The following is a 19,037-nucleotide window of genomic DNA, read 5'->3' on the forward strand; positions in this document are numbered from 1 at the left end:
ACCACGCGACTATCGCGTGGTTTTCTTTATACAAAAAATAGCCCCCGATTTTTATCGGGGGCTATTTCGCTGCGTATTAAATTTTATGCCTGAGCCGTATCTGCTATGGGGGCTTCAGCTTCTTCAGCCATCTCCTTAGCCATTCCATCAGGAATGTCCATTTTCTCAACATCCATCTCCGTTCCAGGGATTGCACTGGGTACAGCTGTATTGTCAGCCTGGGAAGAATTATCCTTCCTGTGTGATTTTGCACCAAAACGAATCTCATCGACTACATTGGAAGTATACCACTTATCCTTATATTTACCGCTATGCTGATGCCCACGAATAAAAACCTCCTGGCCTTTTTCCAGATTGGCAGCACAACTATCAGCTAACTTATTGAAAACAACATATGGAATATAGTCTGGTTTAGGTTCTTCTGCCCCTTTTCTCCGTCTCCTGTTGCAAGCAACGGTTAGATATACCCTCTTGGTTCCGTTGGATTCTACAGTACGTGGCGCAGCGGCCAAATAACCGCTATGAATGGTCAAATTAAACATCATTTTACCCCTTTCCTTAATCAACAATGATTTTTTTATTACGCATACCAGTCAGATAATCACTGAATTTTACCATTCCCTGATCTGGCCGCATATAATCCCCTAAATGCCTCATATCATTATTCCTAATAATATTGGCTATCGTAGGATTATTTATGAGTACTTCATATGCTGCTACCCTCCCCCCATTTCTTGCTTTTATAAGCTTCTGAGCTATAATCCCGGCCAATGAAATAGAAAGCTGATTTGCAACGACCTCACTCATGGAGGATGGAAACATGCCAATAATACGGTTCAGGGATTCATTAACATCAGAAGAATGTAATGTAGATAAAACAAGATGACCGGACTCAGCTGCCTCCATGGCCAGCTTCATCGTCTCTGCATCCCTTATTTCGCCTATAAATATAATGTCTGGATCTTCACGCAGGGACTGCTTGAATCCATCATAAAAGGTATTACAGTTTTTCCCTACCTGGCGATGTGTAACAATACTTTTGTTGCTGCGGTGAATGTATTCAACCGGATCCTCAATAGTAATAATTCTCTTATTTTCATTGCAATTTACATGATTAATCATGGCAGCAAGAGTTGTGCTTTTACCAGAACCTGTAGGCCCAGTTACAAGAACAAGTCCATGGGAAAACTCCGTAGCAAGCTTTAATACGCCTCTAGGGCACCTCAAATCTGCTAAAGAAAATATTTTATCCGGCAGTAATCTAACAGCCAGGGAAAAACCATCTACTGTAGCAAAAAGACTGCCACGGCAACGAATTATAGTGTCTTCATCCAACTCAAAGCTGCATGAAAAATCAATAACACCATTCATCTTTTTTTCTACTTCTTCCTGGGATAATGAATAGTCCATTGAAGGAAACAATAGCAGTGCAGTATTAAATACAGCTTTTGAATTATAAAAACGGGAATACGATGTCTCTTTAACGATTTCTCCATTTATGCGAAAAGATACCGGTTCTCCGGTATTAAAATAAATGTCTGAAGCATTATTCAGATGAGCATATTTAAAAACCTGTAGTACTTCGTCCATGTAAATTCCTCCTAAAAATCTACGAAATGTGATTTTTCTCGTTCTACATTAGGATAGAGCTTTTTATCAGTTTCTGTGATATTATACGGATCTGCCACCCTAAAACGAGGCGCATTGGCCACTCGCCTATTTTCCTCATCTTCCTCCTTCAGCCCTTCCAGGTACAGCAGATTAAGATAATCATTTAGAATAGCGTTATAACGCATTTCTTCGGCTTCTCTAAGGGCATTGATTTCATTACGTGCTTGGACTGCCTGCATATATCCCTGGGCATTAGCAGATCTTTCTACAGCTTCATCAAGTGCAGCTGTCCTCATTTCAAGATCTTCCAAATTCTTTTTTGCATCCTCTGCAATAGCAGCATATGCTTGGGCCAACGCTTCAAGCTGCTCCTTTTTTAAAGATTCCGGCTGAAAATTACTAATACTTCCATCCCGGAAAATTTTCTTGCCCTGGATATTTCCAATAACCTTAGAAGAATTCAGATTCATTGTTGCATCTGTAATATCTTCAATATTTTCCTTCCCCTGGGACAAGCTGCCAAAACCAAACGGAAGGGTATTTAATTCTTTTAATCCCGTAATCTGTTTGAGAATCTCCAACATATTCCTAAAATCATTGCCATATTTAATGGATTCTTGATGTCTTTTAGGATCATAAACATCCATAGCATGTGAAGTAAGGTATCTTATTCCAAAAACCGATGGACTATCTGCATAATCCGGTGTATCAGCAGAATAAAATGCTGCTTCATCAAAAGGATAATCAACACCCGGAATTAAACGGGCAAATGCCGACATGGTGCAAATCAAAAGAAGACATATTGTAAATACAATAAATACTATTTTTTTTCTTCTCATAAGATTCAACCTCCCCAACTAAAGCGTTCTGAGCTGGAAGCCAAGTCGGCCTATAGCTCCCATTATTGCTATATGTACTCTGTCCCCAAAGAACATGAACACAAGAACAATAAGCAATATTTTTAGAAGTATCAACAGATTAAGAGTAGGAATAAGAATACCTTCGGACGAACTGGTTGCTCCGCAGACTTTAGCATAATATGCCTCCGTTGCTGCATTGCCTCCGGCATTAGCTGTTCCTTCACCACCATTCCAGGCAGTAGCCACATCATGCCAGTTGCCATACTGCTGATAATACTGATTCATCTTATAGGCAGCTATCCGATCCTGATTATTCACTGTCCAAGGATAAATTGAAGGTGGCTCATTTTCCTTGGCCATGGACATATCAGTATCAAGAATACCACCAGCTGAAACATATTCAACGCACCATGAATTCCAGTTATCATCATTAACATTAATCTGGTAAGCCCCAAAGGATTCATGCTCGACATCCCAAACATAATAATTACCTGAAGACTCAACCTGACGGATTCTGGACATAAATTCTTCCAAGGAAGTTTGATCAGATAATTCGTTATAAGTAAAGGTAGTTTCAGCAGCAGTAGGAACATTATAAAGCCCTTCAACACTAACGTTACCTAGACACATATTTAGCAGCAGACTGAAAAATGCAAAAAACATCAAATTCACCGCAGCTGCAAAAATTGCATTAATACCATTTGATGCATATTGAGTGGTCTTTTTGTATCCGGCAAAAAACCATGTGCAAAAGCTGAATAAAACAGAAAAATAGAAAATAAGGTGGGCCTTCATTATATGGAATACAATGATTGTGAACAAAATGAACAACACTATTACAAATATTAAAGAAATAACATATGTCAGCATTGCTCCAGGAATGATCAAAATCTTTAATCCAATCATAGAATCCATCTGATCAAAAACTGGAGCTAAAATATGCATTCCCTTAGATAAAATGGCCGAAGGATCACTCAACAATGCCTCCGCATCCTCGTATGTCATACCTACACCGTAAGCACCAAAAGAGGTAAAGAATCCACGTACACCATTTCCTAAAATACTGCCCCAATTAAAAAGCAGGAAAATAAGGAAACTATAATACAATACTTTATGCAAAGCAAATTTGGCCAGTTTTTGTATTTTATTCTTTTCATCAAGTATCTGTTCTCCAGTACTTAATACAAGATCTATAGTCATTATGGTAAGCAGCAGCCACAATACAGGCTCCTTTGCTTCCTTTAAGCCTTCAGCACAAGCTTTAGTAATGCCCTCAATAACATTTCTTACAGGCTTACCATAATCATATTCAGAGTCAAAATTGAATGCGCCAAAATCTTCATCCATTGGAGCCCCCCAAATAGATGAACCATCAACACCGTCCCCGACAACGGCATCTTTAAGTGCCGGACAATAATTACCAGGAGGAACCGGTGTATTTCCTTCCCTTACTTCAAAATGACAATGAGGACCAGTTGAAATGCCAGTGGAACCAGCATAAGCAATAAGCTGGCCCTGTTTAACAGGTTGATTATCTTTAACACAAACTTCTGAATTATGACCATACCATGAAGAAACACCACCACCATGATCTATAACAACCAAATAACCAAATCCACTTGTGTCCCATCCAGCAAACCTTACGACACCTTCTGCCGCTGCACCAACTGGAGTACCATAATCAACGCCAATATCTACACCTTTATGGCCTCTACCTTCACCATAAACTGGATGTACTCTATAGCCAAAAGGACTGGTTATTATTCCTCCAAAAACGGGAACCTGCATAACCGGACTATTGGCCTCACAAAATCCACAAGACAATAAAAATATGAAGTTAATCAACAAAACTATGATCAATCTCATATAAAAAATCCTTCAACTCCAAAAAGGGAGGAACAGAATTCATTCCTCCCTTAAAATCAATTAAAACTTCTGCTAACAGCCGGACTAATCATCATAGACAGATACATTGTCATTTGCAGCATCGTCAGCTTCAATAGCTGCCATAAGTACATCATCGGCAAGAATTGTATCCAAATCAACATCAACATTAACCATAATTACACCTCCAAATTACATTGCCTTGCTTTTGCCCATGCTGGCCGCATATTCCTTCAGGAATTTTTCATCCTTCCCCAATTCATTCATCACAAACGCACTGTACTTTTCACGGCCATTTTCAATCTTAAAATCATCCTTTACAGATTCAGGTGCATACTTTGTGATGTACTTTGCAACATCCTTTTCTGCAACACCGGCAATCATACTGGCCTTGGCAGTCTCAAAGATGTAACTGGAATTAAGCTTGCCATCATTCTTCTCATACAACTTCTGAGCATTAGTAGCAAGATCATACTCAAAAGCCTTTTCCTTGGTCTTAGGCCGCTGCCCGGAAACATCCAACTCCAAAAGATGCTCTTCTCTCTTCTTAATGTCATCAGCAAATTTAGCAGCACCAGCCAGATATTCAGCCTTCTTTTCAGCCACATAAGCCTTGGTTTCAACCTGGCGTTTATCAGCAGAAATAAATGCCTTAAGGCTAATATCAAAAAATTCCTTCTTAACATCTTCTGCCGGAAGAACAGCATCTAAGCTGGTATCACGGTGCAAATTACCATCCTTATCCTTGGAATAACCCTTAACAGAAAAGCTGTTATGCAGCAGCATCTGCTTTCCATAATCACGATATTTATCCTGGAAAAAAGACTTCGGGAACTTATGCCCTTCCTCTGGAACCAGCTGACTGAAATTAACCAGATTTTCAAAAGCACGGGTATCAAGATCATCACCCTTCTTACCTACTGGGATACTAACAACTTGTGCGTTATCCTTCAGCTTCAGATGATATTTTTCAAGATCATCCTTTTTAATCCAGCGGTTATCCATTTTGCCGTCAGCACCGGCATACTCATACTGCTTCTGCATAAGATACATAGCATTTCCAGCTTGGTAATACCGGCCAAGTGGAGGTACATTGCCGTCTTTGTCCTTGTTGTTTTTCTTTACAGGATTAAAAGGCAGGAAAAATTCTTCTTTTTTTTCATCAGGCAACTGCCAGACAGCTTCCCCCTTTTCATGCTTTTCAGCCATCTCCTTGGCAATAGATGCCTTAATCTTTTCATTAAGCTCCTGTCTGGATGCCTTCTTCTTCTGATATTCAGACACTAAAATCAACTCCTTATTTCTTATGGTTACAATAATTCTTATCTATGTCTGAATTATATATCAGAAAAATACTGAAAAATTATGGTTTTTTATACACTTTAAATGACAAAAAAAGGATGCCCATTATGGGCATCCTATTATTTTCCGTTCTGATTTTGTTTTTGTTTTGATAGCCTAGCACACCTCACTGACGGGTAATCGCAAGGGTATACAAAGCAGCTGCGCTGCCCTTGCGGCCTGTGAAATGTGCCATTACATGGCCATCAAAAACAAAAAAATTCAGTGGAAGAGTATACGTAAACTAATCATTTTTTAAATATTGCACGTATTAAACACGTATAGTATAATATATTCAAGGAGAATTATTATGCCGAAAACGTTTAAAGATATAATAAAAATAGTCGAAGCAGACGGGTGGAAACAAGTTTCCCCAAAAGGGAGTCATCGAAAATTTAAACACCCCACAAAACCAGGATGCTTAATAATTGCTCCGCATAAATTAATAGTCGCTATCGGAACTGAAAAATCTATCTTAAAACAGGCCGGAATAGATTAACACTATAAGGAGAAACATAATGTATAAGAATTTGCCTAATAACTATATTTATCCTGCCATCATTGAACATTGCGATGGCAATTACTGTTTATATTTTCCTGATCTTCCCGGCTGTGTAGCCAGTAGTGATACAGTTGAAAAAACAGTTGAAATGGGAAAAAGGGCTGCCAAAGAATATCTTTGGGAATTGGAAAATGATGGAAGTGAAATTCCGGCAGCATCACCTACTACTGCTTTAGAACTGAACCAAGGAGATGCTATATGTATAGTGGATATTAATATGTTCTCCATTAGAGCAAAAATGGATAATCGTACTGTAAAAAAAACACTAACTATCCCATGGCATCTTAATGAATTAGCTGAAGCTAAACATATTAATTTTTCCAGTACTCTTCGTCAGGCATTACAAGAAAAGCTTGGCATATAGGTTGAAAAAAGATAAAACATAAATCTAATAATATATCACGTTAATAAAATGTATAGTATAATTAAGTCATGAAAGGAGTAATTAATATGGTTCCAAAATGTTATAATAACTTAACGACTCTAAAATTTAACTTTGATATGGATGCTGTAAATGCTGCCGGATTAACTACAGATGAATTGTTGGCTCCCATGAGAGAATATGCACAAGAAAGGGGCATTTCAGAACCGGAATATGGATTGTTCACCCTTCCCACTGACAGAAATTCTTATTGTAAAATAACAAAATGGATACTGTATTACATTGATGAACAACCTAAATTCCTCGATTATTTTAATTCAATAATAAGTACAATAAATGATGAAGTTGAAGATTGCTTACCGGATTTAAAGGAAATGTTATGCTATGGATAAAATCCAAATTGCTTTCGATATTGATACTAAAGTTTGTAGGAAAATTCTTGGGAAAAATTATAATAAGATATATAAAGACATCCAAATATTTATGGAAGACCATGGTTTTGAACACCGACAAGGCAGCGTATATCACAGTATAAATCCTATTAAACGAATGAAAATAAATGGTATTATTAAAAAATTAATTAAAGAGATGCCTTACATTAAAAAATGTATACGTGATATTACTCAGGCACGTATTGATGATGATGTATCAATGAATGATTTATTTGAATACGATGGTACTCCAGGTAAATATATTAATTATTACAAGAAGAATATGCCAAAAGAAATGTGAAATTGATTTAGAAAGGATGATATTTATGGGTTGGTTTGGATTTGGTGGTCAGCATGAACCTTATAATAAAGATGGAAAAGCACAACTAACTACAACTGAATCTGCTGCTATGTTAAATTCTTTGGGAACCAATGATCTGGATCAGCTTATAGCAGCCGCTGCACCAACTTTAACAAAAGTTATTAATAATCAAACAAAAGGATTAAGGGAAACTAAACAAATGGTAGCTGAATTAACTGATATTATAAAAAAACAAAATCAGCAAATTGAAAATTTGAATAAAAAAATAGAAACATTAACAAGATAAAAGAAGCCTCATTCCTGGATCAGGAGTGAGGCTTTTAGTGTGGAAGGCATTATGCTATAATATTCTCTGGGTGCTACCATAACGGTAGGCGGTCAATCCTGGCCCTCGAAGGGGGCGATGTCTATGAACATGTATGATTTTTTCGCTTTTTTAGTTTTACTAATTGCGTTAATCACTGTCATAAAGGCATAAGAAAAGCCGCCAACAGCTACCAACTCTAAGCGGCTTATCTAAAAAAGTCTGTGATGAGGGCTGACCGTCTATCGGTAGCACCTTTCTTACGTCTAGTATAGCACTTGCATGAACAGTCAGCAAGTGCTGTTTTTAATTGCTTCCTATGTTATAATACGTCTTGGAGGCAGTTGATGTCATCGGTTTCTTCCCATCTATTTGTGGGGAGGTGATGCTATGAGCGAATACGAAAAGCTATCCTTGTTGGTAGCCCTGTTAAATCTCTTAGTATCATTCCTAGAGTTTATTAGAAGTTAGTATTCTATAAATAAACGGGGAACCGGTTGAGTGCCGGTTCCCATACCTTTAATGAGGGAACTGATGGTACGAACATCAACTACCTCTTTTCTTATACACATTATATCACTTGTCTGAATAACGGACAAGTATATATAGCGAGTCTTATGCCTATTATAAAGGAATCCCAACATCCGGTTTTATTGCCAAACATTTCTCTTTGAGTTCTGGAACATCTTGCGTGGCAGTATACCATACCTTTTCCCAATCAATTTCTCCATAACTATGGATTAAATGATTTCTCATACTTCTAATTTCATTCCATGGAATATCGGGAGTCTTACCTTTATACTCATCAGACAATATTCTTGCTAATTCTCCTATTTGGGCTATTGGCATAGCCAAAGCATTCTGATAAAAACTATCTTCAAGCAAATTATCTAATGTTTCAATTCTTTCAACTGCATCAGCAACCTGATCACAATAGTTCAATATATGCTTCATTATATGTTTATCTTTATTGGTTCGCATAAATTAACACCTCATCACGCAATACATTCTCCCTGAATATCGAGTTTAAATCATCCTCCGGAGGTGGTAATTTTGTTATAATCTGAACCTTTTTATGTAATACTTCTTCAAGTTCACATTGAAAAGCACACACTTTTAGAAGAGAACTTAACTTAGGGTTATCTTTTTTAGTATCAATCCTAATGTCAACATCACTCTGTTCATCGGCCTCATTTCTTGAATATGAGCCAAATAAATATGCTCGTTCAACATCATATTTTTTACATACAGCAGCAGCTGCGTTTTTAATTTCATCTATAGATAACATATCAGCCAACCTCCTTTCTAAGGTTAATTATACCATATCCTTATAATATTCAAGTAGAATTATTTCATCATAAATGCTTCAAAGAGCCAGCAAATACTGGCTCTCTTTCTTTATACATCTTTATCATCAAATGATGATTTACTTGCCTTCGGAGCCTGTTCAGACATCTTACCGTATTTCATTACTGCATCATCATAGATGTTGCCAGGTTTTTGTGGATCAAATTTATCTTGAAGCTTATTTCCGTAGTGTTCACTAACTCTGGAAGGTGCATCAGCTGCCGTTTTGGCCGCAGATTTAGCTGCATCAACCGTATTAGAAACTGCTTCTTTTTTAGCAAATTTAGCTGCTTCATAGCCTTTTATAGCTCCATTAACTGCTCCACCTCCGACATTGGCAGCACGGGCAGCAATATTATCGGCTCTAGCATCAGCACCGCCATGTTGCCTATAATTTTTCATAGTATCTGAAACTTTACCAGCCATAGGGCCTCTTAAAAGACCACCAGATTTTCCATCTCCCAGCATGGCAGTAACACCACTCTGGAAGCCTTGGGCTATAGGGTTGCCTCCTATAGCCTTATTCATGCCAGCTTTAGCTACATTGCCAAGCGTACTCATTACAAGACTGGCTCCACCAGATGCAGCTCCACCTATAAGGCCAGCTGCACCCTTTGCCATCCCCATTCCTGATGACATGTTGCCTCCAGCTGCCTGTGCTCCCTGGACTGCCGATTTGGCTACAGCTGCCATACCTCCAGCGGCAGTTCCGCCTGAAGCAATAGTACCAGCTGCTGCGCCAGCCATAGCACCGGCCTTGATAGCAGTTGCGGTCATACCGCCTCCGTCAAGGCTAGGGGAACCTGTAAGCAGCGTATTGATAATGCCCTTAACATTCTTGGTGAGATACCATATTACCACACAAGCAAGGACAAATTCTAACACCAAAGAAGGGAGGTTGTTAAGCTCTCCGACCCGGCCTTCCATGTCTTTGGCCAATGCCTGCATATAAGGCAAGGAAAAAGACTGGATAAAGGCCATGGCCATCAATTTAATGGCAATATTAAACATTACACCAAAAGTTTTTTCAGATAAAAACTTTGTATACTTACATACCCCAAAAGGCAACAAAGGCATAGTAAGAAGAGCAACAGTGTAATATTCTATACGAACCATAAAGATTTCTATGGATGTCATTATAACAGTAAAAAGAATGATCGGTGTTGCCAAAAGCATACACCAGGTATTTGGACTGGTAAGGGAAAATGAGTTTTTCATTCCTTCATATAAAGCCGTAAACATTGTACCGGCATTTTCAACAATACTGTCCGGTACTAAATCTGTTTGTGTTCCCTGTCCCATTATAAAGCCTAGCTGCTCAAATCCCTTGCTTAAAGCTCCGGTCAGAGAAATACCTAAAGTATCAGCACTTAACCAATTATGAATAAGGAAAAGGAAAAAACCACCCTTTAGACACATATCAATAAGGAATCTGAACTTATTGCCCTCATTGAGGTTAAGTGAAGATTCTAGCATTGTGTCTATAAGGAGAAGTATCAATAAAAGCTTATCAAGGTACGGCACAATGATTGAGGCTGAATATGTAACAAGCTTTAAATATCTCGTCATAAATCTTGATAAAAAATTAAAATCTGATGCAGCAGATTCCCCCAGCTGAATAACTGAAGCCATATCATTTACAACACCGGAATCATACGTACCAGTATTGGAAGATAAAATACCAAAAGTACTTGGCTCAAAAATAAAATAACCAATATTAAGGGCAATACACAAACCAAAAATAGTTGACCACATGGTTTTACTTACATTGTCCCAACCAAAAGCTATGAGGGCTCCAGAAAGAGCCGTAAGAATAACAACTATAGGCTTGGCTATTGTTATTATTCCTCCGGTTATGGCCATTAAAACATCATCAAAATCACTATTGATACCGGTTCCATTACCAGTATAGCTTTTTACATCTTTTATGGAAAATGTATTACCTACAATGGTATTATCTGCTGCGAAAGCAACAGAACAGATGCAAAGAACCAGCAAGGTTAGAATAAGAAGTCTATATTTATTTATAGATAAAATTCTACTTACCATAATAAGCCTTCATCCTCTGTAAGGTATCTTCATGTAACTTATAATAATATGCTTCCTGGACTGCTTCACGGGTATATTTTGTGCTCATCATTGCAATGAGTCCACCAAGGGAATTGGTGTTACGCATAGCAGTCCGGGTAGCAATGGCATTAATCTGGTTTCCGGCCTGAATAGCCTGGAGCTGGCCTTCGGCATTGGCACTGTCCTCTACCGCATCTGTAAGGGCCTCAGATTCCTTTTCAGTCTGAATCTGTGCATTCTGGATAATCTTGGCAGCATCCATATTTACCTGGTTAGCTGCCGTCAAGCCCTTCTGGTAATCAAAATAAACATCGGCCAGGGTAATGTTACCGTTAAGAATACCTTCAACATCACCTATCTGTGTCTTATAAAAATCAATGGCAGAAGTATTTGGCTTTAATACTCCGTCCAGGGAACCACCAAGACAGTTAAGGTCATCATTAGCATCCTGGGAATTCTGTATATACCGAGCCAGCTGTTCAGGATTCAAGGTTTTTGTATTAAGAATTTCCAAAAGCAGCTGCTTGGTCTGCTGATCCAGCATACTTGCGGTAGTAATGGCAGTCTTTATAGCTTCCGCTATATTCTGCTGATCCATTACTACAATAGCTGCATTAGCATCCCTTTCTGCCGGGATCATCATAAAGCCTCCACCGATAATACCGGTTATGACTCCAAGTGCAATAAATTTCTTCAATCTGCCCATTTTTTATATCCCCTTTCCAGGATGCCCATTATGGGCATCCTCAATAATATACTTTGTTAAGTAAATGATTATAAATGCTTGCTATAGAGCAAACATAATTAACAGTCTCACCATATGGTGGGCATCCACCATTATCAATAACAGCCTGTGCCCCGGCATTATAAGCAGCCAAAGAATTTGTAACCCCATAAGGATTGCCGTTATCAAAGCTGTTTAACAGGGTGCGTAAATGCTTTGCACCACCCAGTACATTTTCCAATGGATTATAAGGATCTACGCCAACTGCATTGGCAGTGGAAGGCATAAGCTGAGTTAAACCTACAGCTCCTGCTGAACTAACAGCACCAATATTAAAGCCACTTTCCTGCTCAATAAGAGCTGTAAAAAGTAAAGGATCCACTGAATACATTGCAGAAGCATACATTATTGCTTCATAGATCCACTCACTCTGGCTTGGATCAGGGTTAAAGGAACAAACTTCCGTATAAACCGCTTCCTCAACAGAAGCTGCTTCTGACTCAACATGAAAAGTAAAAAATATAGCTACAGCCAATAAAAAGCTCAAAACCTTGGTGCAGAATTTACTGGTTGGAATCCTTCTTTTTATCATTTTTCTTATCTTTGTCATTATCATTTTTCCGTTCAATCGTCCTTTCCAATTGTTTTACCTGGCCAGCATTCAGATCCCTAAATTCAACTATTTTTTTAATTCGCTGCTGCGCCTGTTCCATTACCTTCTTGGCATAATTTTCATTCTTAATAAAGCCTTTTATTTTGGCCTTATCAAGAACATCTTCCGTATCTATAGCTGCATAGCCCTGTTCCAAAAGTGATGTAGCTATAATAACATCCATAGTCATTGTCCAAGGCAGTTCCACTGCCTTTTCTACCTCATACTGAAGAAATTCATATTCTTCCTCAATATTGCGTTCATCCTTTTGGTGCGGAACAAGGCAAAGATGCTCCAGTTTTTCATTTTCTTTACGTATCTTTTCATTGGCAATAGCCATACAATAATCTACGTAATTTTCATCACGGCCGGCTTCAGCTGCAATAGGAGAAAATTGCTTAATCTGCTCCCGAATATTTTCTTCCGAAAATCCATGGGCCAGGCAAAATGCCGATGCCCGTATATCCATAGAGCTCTGAAGGAATCCTTTTTTAAGATACATGTTACCTAAAAATGATTTGTAGCAATCATTTAAATCATGCTTCTTGGCATTATTGAGAACAGAAGTAACATCCGTCTTACCAATATATTCTTCGATGGCCGTCTCACGTTTTAAGACTTCTTCTGCTTTGGCAAGAATATTATCAACGTATTCCTGGGCCTTATCTATTGATATGTTTTGATGATTGGTCAATATGGCATTACGCACATCGAAAAAGGGATAGTTCCTTTTCAACATTCTGGTTGCTATATATCCGTCCTGATACTCACTCATTGCCTGATTATCTATGGACAGCCCTTCCAGGGCCAAGCCATGTTGAAGGTTATATTCCTTGATAAGCTCTGCAAAATCCTTGTCCTTGGATTTATAATCCTGAACACGGGCAGAAACCTCATTGACAAGATCCTTGGAATAATCCGGTCCAATGCCGGACATAAATGCCCTTGGACTGGCTGAAGAAATGGTTTTAATCAGCTCATTTTTATCAAGGTCATCAAATGCATTGAAGAAAAATTCCACGGCATCTCGGTCTACCGATTCACTGATAAGGTTCTCGCCAATGCTTGGATTTAAGGACATTCTTTCCTTGATATATGTGTAATAAACATCCCGGATGGAAATATTGTCTTCTTCAAGCTCCTTGAAACTTTTGGTCATAAATGCCCTGGTCTGAAGGCTTTCAGGAATATTAAAGGCCAGAATAGCCTGCTCATATTTTATGGAAAGTACTGCATTCATGATAACGCCCTGGTTCCTGGCTTTTTTATCCATGCCATATTGATCAGAAAGAATATTCTCCACCGTATCCTGTGAATGCCCCTGCTTTAAAAGGATTTTGGCAATAATACAGTCATAATAATCCTCATTAGTTTCAAAACCCTTTGTAATGCCTTTTTTCTTCAGGCTTTCATCAATATTTTGCCTAAGTGTCATGTATGCTTTTTTTGCATCGTCAGGCTGAAGCTTGGTACGTTCACCTATATCCCGAAAACTCTCCACTATGGCACTGATATATTTGGAAGGCTGACGGGAAGGTTCCTCGGCTACGGGTGAAGCAGTAAGGGCCTCGCTTAATAAAGACTTTGGATATTTCATATCCAAAAGCCGTTTACAGATAGCCTTATCATCACGACCACAAAGCAGGCTTACCTTATTTTCCTGCATGTAGGTTCTTGCAATATATCTGTATACCGACTGAGGACCAGATTTTCTGGTCGGCATAACCGCATTATCAATTTCCTTGTAAAGCTCCTGTACCTTATTGAGCTTACTCTCAAAAAAGCTGCGATACTCTGAATCGCTGGCATATTCACTGTTTGAATCCCAAAGTTCCATAAGGGTATCTACAGAAATCTTGTCCACGACCAGACTGGAACAGTAAATTGAAGATTCCTCTGCCTTGCTGATTGTTATGCTGCCACGGTCGGAATTATGATATTTATTCATGATTGCTTCTTCACGGGATTTAAGAACACTGAGAGCATATTCTTTTTCATCCATGGAAGAAATAACCAGTTTTTGGGTTAAATTAGAAAAAATACGGTCCTTGTATTCATTGAAAACATTATTGTCCCTGGCAAAATGCCTAGATAAAAGTGAATGCTTGTCAAATGCCTTAACAATATCCGGTATCTCATAACCGCTTTCACAAAGCTCCATGAGATTTTCCATTTCATTGGCTTCATAAAGTTCAACCAATGAATCCTTTTTCTGGGCCAGACAATCCTCATAGATTTCATCCAAAGTATTAATATCCGGTAGATTATTGCTGGCCGCCTCAACGCTGCCAATAACTTCATCCAGATATTCAGCAAATTTGCTGTCTGACATTCTCGAAAGCAACGGATTGTTACGACTAAGATAAGTCTCTATATCTGTCCGGCCATATCCTTTTTCCTTCAAACGCTCTACAGCTTCCTTATCAATCTGAATAAAAAAAGCTTCTGCTGCTTCAGGAAATTCATAATTGTCAGTTTTTCTTTTAAAAGCTAAATTAATTGACAGCATTATCTAACCTCCCAGGATGCCCATTATGGGCATCCACATCAAATACTTATTTCTTCATCCAAGCCCTTGTATTTCAGCCAGTATTTGTTGAAATTGGCCTTGCCATATTCCTTGACTATTTCCTCTGCCTTCTTTGAATCCCTCTTGTTAATAGCCAAATAGGCCAGACTGAACGGGCAATATTCAAGAGCCAGGGAGAAAATTCTGGAACCGATTCTTGAATTGTAATAATACTGGGACTTAGGCGTAGCCATAGCAATGGTATAAATTTCCCTTGAATTAAGTCCGAAGGTTTCATAATGCGGCTTAACCTTGTCCTCTATGGCCATAGGGTTCGGCAGGAAAATTCGGGTAACGCAGCTGTTTATTACATCATAGAATATTGGAGATTGTACTATATCCCCTGGAGACTGGGTAGCAAAGATAATAAGAGCATTACATTTTCTTACCTCTCGAAGCCACTCTTTGATTTTTGGACAAAAAATCTCATTATCAAAGAATGCCCAACACTCATCCAAAACAATAAGACTTGGCCTGTCACCCTTGCTTATAACCTTATCTATTTTATGGAAAAGATATAAAAGCGTTGGCCCCACAATGGATGGTGTCTTCATAAGATAATCCATTTCAAAGGTTTGCCAAGAAGAAAACTCCAAACTTTCTTCATCCTGGGAATCAAAAATATCACCGAATTCGCCCTTTTCACCGCTCATAGTGTCGAGACAGATCGGGTAAAATGCTGCTTTAAGTGCATTGTCCTGAAGATTTTGTACAAACAGCGTTATTGTACGCTGTTCCCTTGGTCTGTTGGCAACGGAATTAAGACTGCTTCTTATAAGTCCTTTAACTTCTGGTGTAATCGGCATATTTTGCTGCTCAACGAAGTAAAGCAACCATTCCTGGGCCCAAGCCAGCTCATTTGGATCATCTATATCTGCAAGCGGTCTGAAGGAAATCTTGGCATTCTTATTGCCAATATCATAAAAATTTCCTCCAACACCATAGGTTAATGCTATGGAAGAAGCTTTCTTATCAAAAACAAAAATCTGGGCATCCTTGTACTTCCTAAAAGATGCCTCAATCATATTAAGAAGAACGGTTTTACCGGAGCCGGTTGGCCCAACAACAAAGCTGTTTCCAACGTCACCAATATGAAGATCCAGTCTAAACGGTGTATTACCGGAAGTCCTGGTATAAATAAGTGACGGACCATTTAAATGCTCATTGCGTTTTGGACCGGCCCAAATTGCTGAAAAAGGCATAAGATGAACCAGATTGCCACAGGATATTATTGGCTGCCGTTCATTATGTGCAACGGCTCCCGGAATGCAGCCAAGCCATGCATCAAGGGCATTTACTGTTTCAATCTGTGCATCAAAACCGCTGTTATTTAGAAGGTTGCATACAATCTTAGCTTTCTCATCTGCTTCATCCGAATCCTCATCCGTAATAACAATACAGGTTGTATAAAACCCATATCTGGTTATATCCTGCTCCACGGAATCCAGGGCATCCTTGGATTCATATACCTTAATGGAAGCATTTTTATTATCATTGCGTGGATCATCTGGAGTACCGGATAATTTGTTGATGATTCTTGTTAAAATAGGCTGAAGCTTGGAAGTCCACTGTCTGTTTACAGTATCAAGAACACTGAAATTATCTTTTTTAGACATACAGGCAAACCGGACACACCAGCGATAAGAAAAATCGAATTTATTAAGCATATCCAGCATCCCAAAGAATGTGCTGCCAGGATAATTAAGAGGGCTGACTACTCTTATATGCTTCTTCCCGATTCTCGGAGCCAGGCCACCATACAGAGGCGTATCATAAAGAAAATGATCGCATAATAGTGGCTTTTTAGGATTTTTAATCTTCACATTCTTGTCAGATAATGTGGAATGAATATATGTAAGGGTTTCATCAGCTGTCAAAACTTCAATAGGAATATGAAGAGATACGTAGGAAGCAAAGATTTTTTCCACAACAACCATGAAACTTTCAACTTTTTCGTTGAATGTAGAAACATTAAGCTTCTTACCCTCAATAAACATATCCTTTAGTTTATCTTCCGTATCGAGTTTAGGCAGCCAGTAAAGAGTTGTATAAAAATCGGATTCATAATAATTACCGGAAGAAAATATCTTCTGTCTTTCCTCATCCATCTTTTTGGAAACCGGATCCGGGAAGTGACTGTCAGTATCATATTCCTTTGAAGGTGAACGCTGTGCTTCAAAATATAATATCCAGTTGGAATCCAGCCCCATGAAAAGCTTATTCATCTGGATAGTGATCAAAGAAAGCTGGGTCTTTTCTGTACTGTCAAGATCCGGCCCCCTATATTTCCATGTGGTCTGGATAGAACCATCCTTGTTGGCAAGAAGAGTAAATACCATATCCTTTTTGTCTATTGTCCGGTTAATCTCAACGACCCGGCCAAATGGCATAATCTTTTTTATTAAATTTTTCTTACGCTTAAATGTATCATGCCTGTACATCCGAATCGTTCACCTCTTTATATAAAAGCAGGTCCATCATTGAATCAAACCCCATAACCGGTGGTGTAAGATTGGCCTGATAACAGCCAGGAATACAGCCCCACCATGAATCCTTTAAATTAAAGGATTCTATTATATTGGCCAAACCCAGATGGGCAGTTGCTTTTCTAATCAATTTTATGAAATCAATATAATCCTCTTTATCAATCAAGAAAATCAATGCATTATAAAAATAACCATTTACATTTGAAAGGATTGAATCAGTGATTACATCCTTAACAGATTTTCGGCCGCTGCACCATTTACTGGTGTAGTGGTCAAGGTCTTTTTTAGCCGTATCTTTTTCGATACAAAGCAAACGCCTGGTGTATCTGTAATTCAAATCTGAAAAAAAATCAAAGAACTTATAAAGCTCTTCTTCAGGAACCGTTGGAAGATTAAGCATAACAATCCTTTGGTCATCAACGGTAATACCATTAGGTAAAAAATCAACCTTTACGAATGTGGAAAAATCCACATCCATATACATAGGAATATCCGGCATCGGAACAATTTTTTGTCCAATGGAAATAACAAAAGACAAATAATTGTAAATTCCCTGATAATTCATTACCCGACATTCTGTATATCTGTCCAAGTTTGAAGCTATCTTAAACAAAACAGATTCAAAATAGCCTTCATAGTCATCAAATGTTGTATACGAAGCAGATAAGGTATTGGTTATATGCTGATGCCTTTTTTTATTGGAGAAAGGATTCCAGCATATTGCGATATAATACGCATCATGACCGGGCATATGCTGCTTGTCAAACCAAATGCTCCAGCCCATAGCAAATTCCGGGAATATATCTTTTTCGATAATTTTTAAATGCCTGTCCTTCGGAAGGGGGTTATACTGGATAACCCCCAAAAGGCTTTCATCCTTTTGATGAAGAACATGGTCATGGGTAATACCTCCCCATGGAAGCCACTGGTCAAATTTATCATTGTCGAAATTATGAATCTTTAACATATTCTCACCTTGCTATTTCTTCATTAAGAGACTTCTTTACCTCCGGGGATCTTATGGCAGCCCTAAGCTGGTCAATTGATACCTCATATTTTCCCACCAAATTACTGAGCTCAGTCTTAAAATCCATAGTTTTCCCCAGCCCATTACGGTAATTTACATAATAATCAAGTGTTTCCGTTTTGACATTGAAATTATCCAGGACAAGGCTGTCAATATACCGGTCCAGTGCAGTCATTTCAAAAATTTTCTTGCCAATGAATTGATGATATTTATCCTCTATTTCTTCAGGCTCAAAATTATCAATAGAATATTCCTCACCTGTATATTTCTGCAAATCATCTACATGCTCATTAATACCATGGGCAAAATAGCCGGTCTTGGCAAATTCCACACAGCTTTCCACACAAAACGGATACTTGTCTTCAATATACTTATCATAAATTCTGATAAGCTCCTGCCAACCACCATCAGGAAAGAAGGATGCAATATCATCAAGAATTTCTTTTTCTGTCATTTTTTCCAAGG

19 protein-coding genes are annotated in these 19,037 nt (G+C 38.4%); 5 read left to right on the top strand and 14 right to left on the bottom strand.

The genetic code is table 11. The features are described from left to right. Positions 1 to 83: 83 nt before the first annotated feature. The 5 genes from ACKI5G_RS00725 to ACKI5G_RS00745 form a co-directional block, all read right to left on the bottom strand. Positions 84 to 545 carry a single-stranded DNA-binding protein gene (locus ACKI5G_RS00725; RefSeq protein WP_407396685.1) on the bottom strand — a complete coding sequence of 154 codons (462 nt, stop codon included), beginning with the start codon at positions 543 to 545 and terminating at the stop codon, positions 84 to 86. Between the two features lie 13 nt (positions 546 to 558). Next, positions 559 to 1,590 carry a type IV pilus twitching motility protein PilT gene (locus ACKI5G_RS00730; RefSeq protein WP_407396687.1) on the bottom strand — a complete coding sequence of 344 codons (1,032 nt, stop codon included), beginning with the start codon at positions 1,588 to 1,590 and terminating at the stop codon, positions 559 to 561. A gap of 11 nt (positions 1,591 to 1,601) precedes the next feature. After that, complete coding sequence (locus ACKI5G_RS00735; RefSeq protein ID WP_407396689.1) at positions 1,602 to 2,450, bottom strand: hypothetical protein; 849 nt, start codon at positions 2,448 to 2,450, stop codon at positions 1,602 to 1,604. Between the two features lie 18 nt (positions 2,451 to 2,468). Beyond that, a complete protein-coding gene (locus ACKI5G_RS00740) occupies positions 2,469 to 4,337 on the bottom strand; it encodes a peptidoglycan DD-metalloendopeptidase family protein (protein ID WP_407396691.1) in 1,869 nt (622 codons plus the stop codon). Positions 4,338 to 4,547: 210 nt separating this feature from the next. Continuing rightward, entirely contained in the window at positions 4,548 to 5,639 is a 1,092-nt protein-coding gene (locus ACKI5G_RS00745) for a hypothetical protein (RefSeq protein WP_407396693.1), read from the bottom strand. A 367-nt stretch (positions 5,640 to 6,006) separates the two neighbouring features. Between ACKI5G_RS00745 and ACKI5G_RS00750 the strand changes: the two genes are divergently transcribed. The 5 genes from ACKI5G_RS00750 (at position 6,007) to ACKI5G_RS00770 (ending at position 7,679) form a co-directional block, all read left to right on the top strand. Then, a complete protein-coding gene (locus ACKI5G_RS00750) occupies positions 6,007 to 6,195 on the top strand; it encodes a type II toxin-antitoxin system HicA family toxin (RefSeq protein ID WP_407396695.1) in 189 nt (62 codons plus the stop codon). 19 nt (positions 6,196 to 6,214) lie between these two features. Beyond that, the gene (locus ACKI5G_RS00755; protein WP_407396697.1) at positions 6,215 to 6,622 is read left to right on the top strand and encodes a type II toxin-antitoxin system HicB family antitoxin; all 408 of its coding nucleotides are present in this window, start codon (positions 6,215 to 6,217) and stop codon (positions 6,620 to 6,622) included. 86 nt (positions 6,623 to 6,708) lie between these two features. Beyond that, a complete protein-coding gene (locus ACKI5G_RS00760) occupies positions 6,709 to 7,032 on the top strand; it encodes a hypothetical protein (protein WP_407396699.1) in 324 nt (107 codons plus the stop codon). Continuing rightward, positions 7,025 to 7,372, top strand: coding sequence for a hypothetical protein (locus ACKI5G_RS00765; RefSeq protein WP_407396701.1), 348 nt, complete (start codon positions 7,025 to 7,027; stop codon positions 7,370 to 7,372). The genes ACKI5G_RS00760 and ACKI5G_RS00765 overlap by 8 nt, the downstream gene beginning before the upstream one ends. 25 nt (positions 7,373 to 7,397) lie before the next feature. Beyond that, positions 7,398 to 7,679 (top strand): hypothetical protein, encoded by a 282-nt coding sequence (locus tag ACKI5G_RS00770; protein ID WP_407396703.1) that lies wholly within the window; start codon positions 7,398 to 7,400, stop codon positions 7,677 to 7,679. A 642-nt stretch (positions 7,680 to 8,321) separates the two neighbouring features. On the opposite strand, the gene ACKI5G_RS00775 is transcribed toward ACKI5G_RS00770, so the two are convergent. The 9 genes from ACKI5G_RS00775 to ACKI5G_RS00815 all read right to left on the bottom strand — a co-directional run bounded on the left by ACKI5G_RS00775 (position 8,322) and on the right by ACKI5G_RS00815 (position 19,035). Continuing rightward, complete coding sequence (locus tag ACKI5G_RS00775; protein WP_407396705.1) at positions 8,322 to 8,678, bottom strand: DUF86 domain-containing protein; 357 nt, start codon at positions 8,676 to 8,678, stop codon at positions 8,322 to 8,324. After that, positions 8,665 to 8,985: a nucleotidyltransferase family protein gene (locus ACKI5G_RS00780; protein WP_407396707.1), complete on the bottom strand. Its 321-nt coding sequence runs from the start codon at positions 8,983 to 8,985 to the stop codon at positions 8,665 to 8,667. Before ACKI5G_RS00780 ends, ACKI5G_RS00775 begins: the two co-directional genes overlap by 14 nt. A 110-nt stretch (positions 8,986 to 9,095) precedes the next feature. Then, positions 9,096 to 11,093 (bottom strand): type IV secretion system protein, encoded by a 1,998-nt coding sequence (locus ACKI5G_RS00785; RefSeq protein WP_407396709.1) that lies wholly within the window; start codon positions 11,091 to 11,093, stop codon positions 9,096 to 9,098. Further along, on the bottom strand, positions 11,083 to 11,820 hold the full coding sequence (locus ACKI5G_RS00790; RefSeq protein ID WP_407396711.1) for a hypothetical protein: 738 nt from the start codon (positions 11,818 to 11,820) through the stop codon (positions 11,083 to 11,085). The genes ACKI5G_RS00785 and ACKI5G_RS00790 overlap by 11 nt, the downstream gene beginning before the upstream one ends. A 40-nt stretch (positions 11,821 to 11,860) precedes the next feature. Next, positions 11,861 to 12,448, bottom strand: a complete 588-nt coding sequence (locus ACKI5G_RS00795; protein ID WP_407396713.1) for a lytic transglycosylase domain-containing protein — start codon at positions 12,446 to 12,448, stop codon at positions 11,861 to 11,863. After that, entirely contained in the window at positions 12,402 to 14,999 is a 2,598-nt protein-coding gene (locus ACKI5G_RS00800) for a hypothetical protein (protein ID WP_407396715.1), read from the bottom strand. The genes ACKI5G_RS00795 and ACKI5G_RS00800 overlap by 47 nt, the downstream gene beginning before the upstream one ends. A gap of 38 nt (positions 15,000 to 15,037) precedes the next feature. After that, the gene (locus ACKI5G_RS00805) at positions 15,038 to 17,500 is read right to left on the bottom strand and encodes a conjugal transfer protein TrbE (RefSeq protein ID WP_407396717.1); all 2,463 of its coding nucleotides are present in this window, start codon (positions 17,498 to 17,500) and stop codon (positions 15,038 to 15,040) included. Further along, positions 17,487 to 18,512, bottom strand: coding sequence for a hypothetical protein (locus ACKI5G_RS00810; protein ID WP_407396719.1), 1,026 nt, complete (start codon positions 18,510 to 18,512; stop codon positions 17,487 to 17,489). The genes ACKI5G_RS00805 and ACKI5G_RS00810 overlap by 14 nt, the downstream gene beginning before the upstream one ends. 4 nt (positions 18,513 to 18,516) lie before the next feature. Continuing rightward, positions 18,517 to 19,035: a hypothetical protein gene (locus ACKI5G_RS00815; RefSeq protein ID WP_407396720.1), complete on the bottom strand. Its 519-nt coding sequence runs from the start codon at positions 19,033 to 19,035 to the stop codon at positions 18,517 to 18,519. Positions 19,036 to 19,037: the final 2 nt, after the last annotated feature.

The sequence above is a fragment of the Anaerovibrio sp. genome, assembly GCF_045637405.1.
In the GTDB taxonomy this organism is placed as follows: domain Bacteria; phylum Bacillota; class Negativicutes; order Selenomonadales; family Selenomonadaceae; genus Anaerovibrio.